8 protein-coding genes are annotated in these 12,140 nt (G+C 65.1%); 6 read left to right on the top strand and 2 right to left on the bottom strand.

Features of this window, described 5'->3' with window-relative positions; all coding sequences use genetic code 11:
• The first annotated feature begins 82 nt into the window (after window positions 1-82).
• Complete coding sequence (locus tag ACTXG5_RS12690; RefSeq protein WP_445163974.1) at window positions 83-1,690, top strand: PucR family transcriptional regulator; 1,608 nt, start codon at window positions 83-85, stop codon at window positions 1,688-1,690.
• 690 nt (window positions 1,691-2,380) lie between these two features.
• Here ACTXG5_RS12690 and ACTXG5_RS12685 read toward each other — a convergent pair.
• On the bottom strand, window positions 2,381-3,067 hold the full coding sequence (locus tag ACTXG5_RS12685) for an MspA family porin (protein WP_445164393.1): 687 nt from the start codon (window positions 3,065-3,067) through the stop codon (window positions 2,381-2,383).
• 2,056 nt (window positions 3,068-5,123) lie between these two features.
• Between ACTXG5_RS12685 and stf0 the strand changes: the two genes are divergently transcribed.
• The 5 genes from stf0 to ACTXG5_RS12660 all read left to right on the top strand — a co-directional run bounded on the left by stf0 (window position 5,124) and on the right by ACTXG5_RS12660 (window position 10,880).
• Window positions 5,124-5,927 carry a trehalose 2-sulfotransferase gene (gene stf0, locus ACTXG5_RS12680; RefSeq protein ID WP_445163973.1) on the top strand — a complete coding sequence of 268 codons (804 nt, stop codon included), beginning with the start codon at window positions 5,124-5,126 and terminating at the stop codon, window positions 5,925-5,927.
• The gene (gene cysD / locus ACTXG5_RS12675) at window positions 5,924-6,847 is read left to right on the top strand and encodes a sulfate adenylyltransferase subunit CysD (protein WP_445163972.1); all 924 of its coding nucleotides are present in this window, start codon (window positions 5,924-5,926) and stop codon (window positions 6,845-6,847) included. The genes stf0 and cysD overlap by 4 nt, the downstream gene beginning before the upstream one ends.
• On the top strand, window positions 6,847-8,766 hold the full coding sequence (gene cysC, locus ACTXG5_RS12670) for an adenylyl-sulfate kinase (RefSeq protein ID WP_445163971.1): 1,920 nt from the start codon (window positions 6,847-6,849) through the stop codon (window positions 8,764-8,766). The genes cysD and cysC overlap by 1 nt, the downstream gene beginning before the upstream one ends.
• A gap of 146 nt (window positions 8,767-8,912) precedes the next feature.
• Window positions 8,913-10,061, top strand: coding sequence for a YeiH family protein (locus ACTXG5_RS12665; protein ID WP_445163970.1), 1,149 nt, complete (start codon window positions 8,913-8,915; stop codon window positions 10,059-10,061).
• A 126-nt stretch (window positions 10,062-10,187) separates the two neighbouring features.
• Window positions 10,188-10,880 carry a GAP family protein gene (locus ACTXG5_RS12660; protein WP_445163969.1) on the top strand — a complete coding sequence of 231 codons (693 nt, stop codon included), beginning with the start codon at window positions 10,188-10,190 and terminating at the stop codon, window positions 10,878-10,880.
• On the opposite strand, the gene ACTXG5_RS12655 is transcribed toward ACTXG5_RS12660, so the two are convergent.
• Window positions 10,877-12,136, bottom strand: coding sequence for an alpha/beta hydrolase fold domain-containing protein (locus ACTXG5_RS12655; RefSeq protein WP_445163968.1), 1,260 nt, complete (start codon window positions 12,134-12,136; stop codon window positions 10,877-10,879). The genes ACTXG5_RS12660 and ACTXG5_RS12655 overlap by 4 nt on opposite strands.
• Window positions 12,137-12,140: the final 4 nt, after the last annotated feature.

Below are 12,140 nucleotides of genomic sequence, written 5' to 3'. Positions count from 1 at the left end.
GTGCCAGGATCCTCGGCGCGGCCCCTCATTCTGTTAGCTGATCGGACAAGATGAAGCGGGTGTCATAGTAAGATCCGACAATATGCGGGTGCCGGGGGTTGGATTGGGCCAGCTGCTCCTCGCGCTGGATGCGACGCTGGTCAGCCTGGTGGACGCCCCGCGCGGCCTGGACCTGCCGGTGGGGTCGGCAGCGTTGATCGATTCCGACGACGTCCGCCTGGGCCTGGCGGCGGCAGCGGGCTCCGCCGATGTCTTCTTCCTGCTGGGCGTCAGCGACGACGAGGCGCTGCAGTGGATCGACAAGCAGGCACGCGAGCGTGCCCCGGTGGCGATCTTCGCCAAGGAGCCGTCGAACGAGCTGGTGACCAGGGCGGTCGCGATCGGGTCGGCGGTGGTGGCCGTGGAGCCACAGGCCCGCTGGGAGCGGCTCTACCAATTGGTCAACCACGTCTTGGAGCACCACGGGGATCGCGCCGACCCGACGGAAGACTCCGGCACCGATCTGTTCGGCTTGGCGCAGTCGCTGGCCGACCGCATTCACGGCATGGTCAGCATCGAAAACGCTCAGTCGCACGTGCTCGCCTACTCGGCCTCCAACGACGAAGCCGACGAGCTGCGCCGACTTTCCATCCTGGGCCGGGCCGGGCCGCCCGAGCATCTGGAGTGGATCGGACAATGGGGCATTTTCGACGCGCTGCGAGCCAGCGGCGAGGTGGTACGCGTTGACGAGCGTCCGGAGTTGGGCCTGCGTCCGCGGCTGGCGATCGGGATTTATCAGCCGCCGGCCGGACCGCGGCGACCGCCGGTGTTCGCCGGCACCATCTGGGTGCAGCAAGGATCGGCGCCGCTGGCCGACGACGCCGAGGAGATGTTGCGAGGTGCGGCGGTGCTGGCCGCCCGGATCATGTTCCGGCTGGCGGCCCGGCCGTCAACGCATGCGCGACGGGTGCAACAACTGCTCGGGCTGACCGACCCGGACGCAACCACGGCACCGGCCGACGTGGCCGGGATCGCCCGCGAGCTTGGCCTGGCCGCCGACGGTGGTGCCGCGCTGATCGGCTGGGACGCAGCCGACACCGGGCCCCGTCACCCGAGGCTGGGCGACGTTTTGGCATTGAGCGCCAGCGCTTTTCGCCGAGACGCTCAGGTCGCATCGCACGGCTCGCGAATCTATGTACTGCTGCCGCAGACCTCGACGGCCCGGTCGGTGACGTCGTGGGTCCGCGGCACGATCAGCGCACTGCGCACCGAACTCGGCGTCGAACTGCGGGCCGCCATCGCCGCGCCGGTCGCCGACCTGACCGGCGTCGCGGCGGCGCGCAGCGAGGTCGATCGCGTGCTCGATAGTGCTGAGCGACACCCGATTTCGATCGGACAAGTAACATCGCTGGCAGAAGCGCGGACCACCGTCTTGCTTGACGAGATCGTCACGGTGGTCGGCACCGACGAGCGGTTGGTCGATCCGCGCATACGCGACCTGCGGGCGCAGGACCCGGCGCTGGCCGCGACTCTTCGGGTCTACCTGGACAGCTTCGGCGACGTCGCGGCGGCCGCACAGTCACTGCAAGTCCATCCGAACACGGTGCGCTACCGGGTGCGGCGGATCGAGAAGCTGTTGTCCACCTCACTGGCCGATCCCGAAGTGCGACTGCTGTTTTCGCTGGGGCTGCGGGTGTTGGAACGGACATAGCCCGGTTGTTGGCCGGTGTTGGGTCTTGACCTGCGCTTACCGGGGTGCGATTGTCCAATGAGCGGTAACGCGATATCGGCTGGGGGGCCGCACTCAAGAGGGGGACAGATGAACCGTTCGGGTGTCTGCAGCAGGTACACGAAACTGGCTGTGGCCGTGGCAATTATTGCAATAGCGCCCGCGGGAGTACCCGCCAACGCGACGCCCAGCGTTACCCGCGCGCTCGGTACGCCGGTTGCGCTCTTCCCCGCCGATTTGCCCACCGGTCCGGATGACCCCCGATGCTTGCAGAATCCCGGGTACGCCGCGTGTCAGGGCGGTCCATATTGGGTGGGTCCGCCCGCACCTCCCGCACCCCCCGGACCTCCCACCGGCCCACTCGATCCGCAGTGCATGTCCAATCCCGCGGATGCGGCGTGTGTGGGAAGCCCGTTCCTGCCGCCCGCGCCACCGATCGCTCCGCCGCCGCCAATCGCCCCGCCTGCGCCTCCGGTAGAACCGATCGCTCCGCCGCCAATTGCTCCACCTCCGATAGCGCCACCGCCGGTAGAACCGATAGCGCCGCCTCCGATAGCACCGCCGGTAGAGCCGATTGCGCCGCCACCGGTCGCGATGCCATCGGACATGGGCGGTATGCCCGGTCACATCTAGCTCCGGCGGTGGTGTTGTTCCTACACGTCGGGCGAGCCCTCAGACGGATTTGGTGACACCGACGTAGGACAGCACTACATCGGATTCATCGGTCACTTGAGTCAGAGTCGCGTAGGAGCGGATGAACGACTGACCCACGCATCCGTCAATTTTGACGTGGAAGCCTGTGATTATGACCCGGGGATGTGGACCCTTGAACTCTTTCCTGACCACCGGCACCACGACGATGATGCCGGGCTTGAGGCCCACGGTGATCACGCCGTTGATCGGCGTGGTAACCAACGGCACAATTCCCGGCACACCGGTGAGCAGGCCCGACAGTCCGAGGCCGGGGTTGATGCCGGCGCTGCCCGCGAGGGTGACGCCGTTGGACGTGCTCATGTCGATTCCGCAGCCGATCTCGTAACCCACCTCGAGGACGCCGCGAGGCTGTTCCAGACCATCCACCGAAGCGGCGAATGTCCCGCGGGAGAGGTATTCGCGAGAAGAGACCGCAGTGGTCAACGGCGCCACGGGAACTTGCGACTCGTCCTTCGCCCCGAGGTCCAGGGTCCAGCCTTCGGGGGTCGTGAAGGTTACCGGATCGGCCGAGGGCACCTGCCCGGCGTCCGATGCCACCGCACCAGCAGCGGCAGTTTCAGAGTCGGGATCAGCAGCCGCTGGAGGCGCCATCGTGGCTGACATGACCACGCAGAACGCGAGGATCCCAGCACGACGAACGACCACGGCTCTCCGCCACACGTGCGATACCGTACGTACAACCCGATTCCCGTTGCGAAATTGGCTCGTCGCCCCGCCAAAGTCGTTGTGCGTTCGTAACCGTTATGGGATATGGGTGCGGAATCCTGGGGGGGACCGGTGGCGCTACCGGGGTGGACCAGAGATTCCGCACTCACTTCGTTGCCAGACCGGTAGAATTTGTCCCTGTTGGTAATCCAGTGATCCGGCGACCGCCAGAGAGGGCGACGATGAAAACTCATATGTGCGCTCGGGGACTTCTGGTCGCAGCGGTAAGTGTCATGGTTCTTACGGGCGGCACCGGCGTAGCGCACGCGGATTCAGACGGTTTTGGGACGCCGATGCCGGGGCTACTCGATCAATTAGTGACGTCGACTCCGGCACTGTCTGTGGATCCGAGAGACGAAGGCGGGCCATCAGGGGGCTCGGATGCTGTTGGAATGTATTGCGAAAACCAATTCGCGCGGTGCCACTAAGCTTCTCGCCGGGACGTAGAGCAAAGTGTCCTGAAGCTTCTTGAACCTAGGTTGCGCTTGAGGTGGATCGCGCAGGCCAGAGGTCAAATTCCGGCGCGGAGACGCCGCTTGCTCAGCGTCCAGGTCGACCCCGCCATCGGGCCAGACAATAAACAGCCGCCCTACCCGATCCGCCCGACTGCGAATTCGACTTCGTCAATGGCGTGACCAATATGGGTTAAGGACGCTCTGTCTCTGGTCCTAACGGCGGTGAAACCGGTCCTCCTACCGCTGCGGGAGGTGGCGCCGGGACTGGCAAACCTTCACCGGGAAGAACGGGTGCACTCGAAAATCCAGCCGGTTCCATATGATCTTTGCACGCATTCGGAACAGCAACCATATACCATTTCCAAGCGCCAGGGGGATTTGGTGCCGGTGCCATGCTGTTGTCGGGGCACCGCCATGTGCAACTGACACCGCCGACACCCAGCCCGCCCAGGCCGAGAGTGGAACCCCCGGCAAAAGCCCCGCCAACGTCAACACCCACGCCACCGCCCTCACAGTGCATATGTGATCCATTGATTTCAGTAGGCCAATCACAGTAAGCCCCGTTGGCAAGGAAAGCGTTTGCTCCGGTGAGGACAGCTGGATAATCACACAAACCGGCATTGGCCCTCGGGGACGGGAAAATAAAAATTGCGTTAGATACCATTATCGGAACGAGCCAGATTTTATTCATTGACTACCTTCACTCGTGTTCCCAACACGCCATCATCGATACGTCATGCCCTGGCGAGGAATTCCCCTGACCAGCGAGGAATTGGCGGGGTCGAACATTACTGCGATGCGGGCACAACATCGAGGGTTTTCCACATTTATTCCAACTTTTCACCGGCTGGTCCGCCTATCCATGCCGCGCGTCCACCGGATCCGCGATGGGCGCAGGTGAAGCCGCGTACGTCGATAGGGCGCCTGCCCAGACCATGCCTCCAATTTGCCAAGAGTCACAGACAACTTCGGCGAACGACGGCGACGTGTTACAAAGGTAACGCTTTCCACGGTCCAGCGACCAGACCTGGTCATGTATTGCCCGCCGCAGTGCCGCCGCGCGACCATTTGCGGATCGCTTTCTCCGCCATCCGGTGCGTCGTCGGGGTTCGGCGGCTGAAGGCTATTTCGGCATTTCGCAAACATCACCTTCTGAAGACGTTCTGGACGGGTTGGCACGATGAACAACGGCCCGACAGAACTGTTGTCAGGACCTCGCCGACCGGGCAGACCTACACCACCCGTCCGAGCCTGCTGTTTCCCGCGCTGTGTCTGCGTACCGGCGAATCAGCCACTGCGCCAACCCAATACCAGTGGCTCGGCAATCGCAACGTTATGATGCCGATCCGCCGCGAACCCGACAGCAAGACCGCGTCCGCCGCATCGACACCCAACGAGCGCTTAACGCCGCCCACGTCGCCGAGCGCAATCAACCGCCGCCGTTTTAAGGCTCGGCGGCTTCAGATTCGCGCACTAATTATCCTCAGCGTGAATGCAAATTCCCATGTTGCGAGCGATTTTCGGGCAGCTAGGCTTTGCTGGTGGGAGAAAATCCGTCGTCCTATCTGGTGCTGGCTTCCCAGCGCAGCGGCAGCACCCTGCTCGTCGAATCGCTGCGCGCGACCGGCGTGGCCGGCGAGCCTCAGGAGTTCTTTCAGTATCTGCCGACCACCAGCCAATCCCCACAGCCGCGCGAGTGGTTCGCCGGCCTCGAGGACGATTCGATTCTGAGCCTGCTCGATCCGCTGGACGAAGGGAAGCCGGACCTCGCGCCGGCCGAGATCTGGCGCGACTACATCCGCACCGTCGGCAGAACACCAAACGGCGTTTGGGGCGGCAAGCTGATGTGGAACCAGACGCCGCTGCTGTTGCAGCGGGCCAGCGGTCTGCCCGATCGGTCGGGCACCGGCCTGCTGTCCGCGATCCGAGATGTCGTCGGCGAGGAACCACTGCTCATTCACATCCACCGGCCCGATGTGGTCTCCCAGGCGGTGTCGTTCTGGAGAGCGGTGCAGACGCGGGTGTGGCGGGGCAGGCCCGAGCCGGCCCGCGACGCGCGTGCCACCTATCACGCCGGGGCCATCGCGCACGTCGTCACGATGCTGCGCGACCAGGAGAAGGGCTGGCAAGCCTGGTTCGCCGAGGAAGACGTCAAACCGCTGGAAGTTCCCTATCCGGTGTTGTGGCGCAATCTGACTCAGGTGGTGGGCACTGTCCTCGAGGGGCTGGGGCTCGACCCGCAGCTGGCGCCCCGGCCGGTGCTCGAGCGTCAAGCGGACAAGCGTTCCGACGAGTGGGTGGACCGCTACCGGGCGGACGCCGAACGAGAGGGGTTACCCACATGACCGTGACCGCGCCCACCGAAGAACGGCGTGTCGACGAACTGCGGCTGCTGGAAGCCGAGGCGGTGCACATCATCCGGGAGGTCGTCGCCGAGCTGGAGCGACCCGTCCTGCTGTTTTCGGCCGGCAAAGACTCGATCGTGTTACTTCGACTGGCGGAGAAGGCATTTCGTCCACTGCCTCTGCCGTTTCCGGTGATGCACGTCGATACCGACCACAACTTTGACGAGGTGATCGAATTCCGCGACCGCAGGGTCACCGGTGAGGGGCACAAACTGATTGTCGCGTCGGTGCAGGAGTCCATCGACAATGGCCGCGTTCCCGATCCCGGTGCAGGAGCGTCGCGCAACCGCGCGCAGACCCGCACGCTGCTCGACGCGCTGGAGGCCGGTGGCTTCGACGCGGCCTTCGGCGGTGCCCGCCGCGACGAGGAGCGGGCCCGCGCCAAGGAGCGGATCCTGAGCTTTCGCGACGAGTTCGGTCAGTGGGATCCCCGGGCTCAGCGCCCAGAGCCGTGGACGCTTTACAACGGCCGGATCAAAAAGGGTGAGCAGGTGCGGGTCTTCCCGCTGAGCAACTGGACCGAGATCGACGTGTGGCGCTACATCGAGCTGGAAGACCTTGAAATACCGTCGATTTACTTCGCCCACGAGCGGGAGGTGTTCGAGCGCGACGGTATCCTGCTGGCGGTGTCGGAGTACGCCAGTCCGCAAGACGGCGAAACCTCGGCAACGGAATGGGTGCGGTACCGCACCGTCGGCGACCTGACCATCACCGGTGCGGTGCGCTCGAACGCCACCGAAATCGCCGGAGTGATCACCGAGATCTCGGCCGCGACGGTGTCCGAGCGCGGCGAGACGCGCGCCGACGACCGCACCTCAGCCGCCGCAATGGAAGACCGCAAGCGAGAGGGCTACTTCTGATGACCACCACGGAAGACACCGCAAAGACCCTGCCCCCCAAGGGCATAACGCGGCAGCTGCTGCGCATCACCACCGCGGGCTCGGTGGACGACGGCAAGAGCACCCTGATCGGTCGGTTGATGCACGACACCGACAGCCTGCCGCTGGACCACCTGGAAGCCGTGACTGACGACGAGGGCGTCGCCGACCTCGCGGCACTGTCCGACGGTCTGCGCGCCGAGCGCGAACAGGGCATCACGATCGACGTCGCCTACCGGTTCTTTTCCACCGAGGCGCGCAGCTACATCCTGGCCGACACCCCCGGCCACGAGCGCTACACCCGCAACATGTTCACCGGCGCGTCCAACGCACACGTGGCGATCCTGCTGGTCGATGCCCGCGCCGGAGTGCTGCGCCAGACACGCAGGCATGCGCGGATCGCAAAGTTGTTGGGCATCAAGCACTTTGTCGCCACGGTCAACAAGATCGACTTGGTCGACTTCGACGAGGCCGCGTTCACCAAAGTAGAAGACGAGCTGGGCCAGCTGGCGGCGCGCCTTGGCAACGTGGACATCGCGGTGATCCCGATTGCGGCCAAACACGGGGACAACGTCGTGCACCGCTCCGACCGCACGCCCTGGTACGACGGCCCCACGTTGCTCGAGTACCTGGAAGGCGTCGAGTTGGCCGCGCCACAGGCCGAGGCGTCGCGGTTGCGGCTGCCGGTGCAGTGGGTGTCGCGGCTTACCGAAGATCAGCGCCGCCGCTACACCGGGCGGCTCGCGGCGGGCACGCTCAGCGTCGGCGACCCGGTGGTGTCATTGCCCGCCGGCACCCGCTCGACGGTGACCGTGCTGGACACCCTCGACGAAGAGCGCACGACGGGTGTTGCGCCGCTGTCGGTTTCGATCGAACTGGCCGATGACATCGACGTGGGTCGCGGCGACGTCTTCGTCAGCGGCGCCGAGGACGCGGTTGCGCCGGTGCTGGCCCGGGAACTCGACGCGACCGTCTGCTGGTTCATCGACACCCCGCTGCGGGCCGGCGACCGCCTGGCACTCAAGCAGACCACCCGGACCGTGCGGACGACGGTCCAGGAGCTGCACTCGCGGCTGGATCCCGAGACGCTCGATGAGCTCGATCAGCCGGTTGAGCTGACGCTCAACGACATCGGCACCGTGACCCTGCGAACGAGCTCGATCATCATCGCCGACCCTTACGCCGACAATCGCGACAGTGGCGCATTCATCCTGATCGACGAGACCACCAACGACACCGTCGGCGCCGGCACCATCATCGAGGCGCGGGAGGTCAAACCGGGTACCCACGCGCGCACCGACATCCGCTGGCATCCGTCAGCGCTGGACCGTAGCCACCGGTGGCGGGCCACCGGGCAGTCGGGAGCGACAATCTGGTTTACCGGCCTGCCCGCATCCGGCAAGTCGACGATCGCGGTGGCTGTGGAGCGTGCGCTCGTCGAATCGGGGCGGACCGCCTACCTGCTCGACGGTGACAATTTACGCCACGGGCTGTCCGACGACTTGGGCTTCTCCCCCGGCGACCGAACCGAAAACATCAGGCGGGTAGGCCATTTGACTCGGCTTTTGGCCGACGCGGGAGTGGTCGCGCTGGCCTCGCTGGTGTCACCACTCAGGTCGGATCGCGAGACCGCGCGCGCCCTCAACGATGCCGCCAAGCTGCCGTTCATCGAGGTGCACGTCGCCACCTCGCTCGCCGAATGCGAAAAGCGTGACCCCAAAGGCCTCTACGCGCGTGCCCGCAGGGGCGAGCTCAAGGGGCTGACCGGTGTCGACGCACCCTACGAGCCACCCGAAAACCCGGACCTCGTACTCGAAAACACCAACGCCAACATCGACGATCTCGCCGCCGAGGTCATCGAGTTGCTCAACCAGCGCAGCCCATATCGGCCCGTCACCTAGATTCACCACGATCCAATCACTTGGTCTGCGGCGCCAGGCACGCAAATATTCGTGCGTGAGTGATTGGCGCGAGCGGGTCGGCTCGATAACGGTGGACTGGTGGGCGACGCTGGTTGCCGGTGTGATCACCGCGTTGGCGGTGGCCAATGCGCTTCCGAAAATTCCGTGGTGATCGCGTGAGTACCACTCGCATCGAGCCCGAAGAGACACTGGACGAAGCGGCCTTCACCAGTAGGCAACCGCTGGACTACGTGCCCGGCGTTCTGCTGCTGATCGCTGTCGGCCTGCTGGGCAAATACGCCCAGATCTGGTGGAACACCTTGGCCAAGCACGAACACTGGCGGGTGCCCGATATCGAATACGTGTTGTGGGCCATCGTGATTGGGCTGCTCATCACCAACACCATCGGCCTGCACCGGATATTTCGGCCGGGTGTGCAGACCTACGAGTTCTGGCTCAAGGTCGGGATCGTGGTGCTGGGAGCGCGTTTTGTGCTCGGCGATGTCGCCAAGCTCGGCGCCGTCAGCCTGGTCCAGATTCTGGTGGACATGACGATCGCGGGAACCGTCATCATCGTCGTTGCACGGGCTTTCGGGTTGTCGGGCAAACTGGGCTCGCTATTGGCGATCGGCACATCTATTTGCGGGGTGTCGGCGATCGTGGCGGCCAAGGGCGCGATCCGTGCGCGCAACTCCGACGTCAGCTACGCCATTGCGGCAATCCTGGCATTGGGCGCGGTCTCGCTGTTTGTGTTGCCGCCGTTGGGACATGCAATCGGGCTCACCGACCACGAATTCGGTCTGTGGGCGGGCCTTTCCGTCGACAACACCGCCGAGACCACCGCCACCGGCTACCTGTTCTCCGACCATGCCGGCAAGATCGCGGTGCTGGTCAAGTCGACCCGCAACGCGCTGATCGGGTTTGTCGTCCTCGGCTTCGCGCTGTATTGGGCCGCGCGTGGAGAGGCCGATGAAATCGCGCCGGGCGCAAAGGCCAAGGCAGCGTTCATCTGGCAGAAGTTTCCGAAGTTCGTGCTGGGCTTCCTGGCGGTGTCGGCGATCGCGACCGCCGGCTGGCTGACGAAGGGACAAACCGCCAACCTGGCGAACGTGTCGAAGTGGGCGTTTCTGCTCACCTTCGCCGGCGTCGGGCTCAACACCGATATCCGCCAAATCGCGCGCACCGGATGGCGACCGCTTGTCGTGGCTGTGATAGGACTCACAGTCGTCGCGTCGGTCTCGCTGGGCATCGTCCTGCTGACGTCACGCGTATTCCATTGGGGCGTAACCACCTAGCCGCACCGGGGCGGAACACGCCCGTCCGCACACCAGACGGTAACGTAACGCTCATGCAGAACTCGTATGTCACCGAGACGCCGAGCTGGGCACAGGAGTATCAGCGGACCTGCGCCCAACCCTGATATGTGGATCACCATCCTGGTAATGGCCTTCGCCATGAGCGTCGAGCCGTTCCGGATCGGCATGACGGTGTTGATGCTGAACCGCCCCAGGCCGATGCTGCAGCTGTTCGCATTTCTCTGCGGCGGCTTCGCGATGGGCATGACCGTGGGGCTGGCCGTCGTGTTCGGGCTTCAGCGCAGACTGCTCAGTTCGTCGCACATCACGTTGCCGAAACTCCAAATCCTGATCGGCGGCATGGCGCTGCTTGTCGCCGTCGTGCTGAGTGCACAGGTCGCGCTCCGAGACAAGGTCGGCCGCTTCAAACGCAGAGCCGCGGACGAGTCGGACCTCCGCGAGCATCACGGCTTGGGCAGGTTCTCCCGGCGGCTACTGCACGGGCGTTCGCTGTGGGTGGCAGGGGTGGCCGGTCTTGGGATCGCGCTGCCATCCGTGGACTATCTGGCGGCGCTGGCCGCCATCGTGGCCTCCGGCACTGCCGCCATGACACAGTTCGGCGCGTTACTGATGTTTCACGTCGTGGCGTTCGCGCTCGTGGAGATCCCGCTCCTGGCCTACGTGCTGGCGCCCCAGCAGACGCGTGCCTGGATGGTCGCGCTGCAAATCTGGATCCGGTCGCGCCGGCGCGTCGAGGTCGCCAGCCTGCTGGCCGCCGCCGGGTGTCTCCTGATGTTCGCCGGCATGCGAAGTCTTTAAGCGGACGCTGTTGACACTTGCCGGTCGCGGCGCACATACATTTCGGCGAGGAACTGCTCGACCGCGACCGCGGCGTGTGCCGCGCGGGCAGAGCCGAAGATATCGAAAGCGTGCTGCGCCCACGGCAACTCGGCATAGACCACGGGCTGGCGGCTGACCTCGCGAAGTCGGGCCGTGAAGCTGCGGGCCTGTTCGACCGGAACCAACGAGTCGTTGGTGCCGTGCAGCACGAAAAACGGTGGAGCGTCTGGATGCACGTGGCTGATCGGCGAGGCCTGACGAAACGGCTCGGCGATGTCACCGCGACTCAGCTTGAAGACGTTCTTGGCCACCATCGGTGCCATCAGCGGCTGTATCGCGCTGCCGGTTGCGGTGAAGTCGTAGACGCCGTAGAACGGCACCGCCACATCCACCCGGGTGTCGGCGTCCTCGAAGCCGGGCTGAAACCGTGGATCGTTGGGGGTCAGTGCCGCCAGCGAAGTCAGATGACCGCCGGCCGAGCCGCCGGTGATCGCGATCCAGTCCGGATCACCGCCGTACTCGGCGATGTGTTCCTTCGTCCAGGCGATCGCACGTTTGACGTCGACGATGTGATCGGGCCAGGTGGACCGCGGGCTGAGCCGGTAGTTAATCGCGACGCAGATCCAGCCCAGCTCGGCCAGATGGCTCATCAACGGATGCGCCTGTCCGCGTTTGTTTCCCGTCATCCAGGCACCGCCGGGAATCTGCAGCAACACCGGCGCCCGGCCGTTGCGATCGAGGTCGGGCCGCCGCCAGATGTCGAGATGGTTCCTCGACCCGAACTCTCCATAACTGATGTCGCCGTCGTGCGCGTAGTCGCGGTAAACCCGCAGCATGCGTGCCGCGCCCGGTTTCTTCGCGGTCGCGCCGTCGGGCGCGGGCCGCTTCCACAGGTCGCCCGATTCCGTGCGGCGGTCCGGACCCAAGCCGGCATCCAGCGCGGCCGTCAGCGGTTCGTTGGCCCGGTGCCCGAGTTGACGCAGGCCGAGCAGCCCCAATCCGGACACCGCCGTCAGCAGCCAACTAAATCGGCGGAGCCGTGGCGGCAGCCGGCGCGACAGCGCCGCCAGCGCGGTGACCTGGACGCCGAGGGCTTGGAGTGGAAGTTCCGAAGCGAACACGCCATAGGCGAATGCGAACACCGAGCCGTATCCACCCTTGGACAACGGCCGGTAGCCATTGGCGGTGAACGCGACACTCAATAGGGATGCCAGTACGGCTCCGAATCGCTTCACTGCT

Source organism: Mycobacterium sp. Dal123C01 (genome assembly GCF_052566995.1).
This window is presented reverse-complemented; position numbering and strand designations above follow the sequence as displayed.

What these genes read in the sequence shown, in the direction of transcription:
- ACTXG5_RS12690 (WP_445163974.1), top strand. Translation starts at nt 83, where the DNA reads ATGCGGGTGCCGGGGGTTGGATTGGGCCAGCTGCTCCTCGCGCTGGAT.
- cysD (WP_445163972.1), top strand. Translation starts at nt 5,924, where the DNA reads ATGACCGTGACCGCGCCCACCGAAGAACGGCGTGTCGACGAACTGCGG.
- cysC (WP_445163971.1), top strand. Translation starts at nt 6,847, where the DNA reads ATGACCACCACGGAAGACACCGCAAAGACCCTGCCCCCCAAGGGCATA.
- ACTXG5_RS12665 (WP_445163970.1), top strand. Translation starts at nt 8,913, where the DNA reads ATGCGCTTCCGAAAATTCCGTGGTGATCGCGTGAGTACCACTCGCATC.
- ACTXG5_RS12660 (WP_445163969.1), top strand. Translation starts at nt 10,188, where the DNA reads ATGTGGATCACCATCCTGGTAATGGCCTTCGCCATGAGCGTCGAGCCG.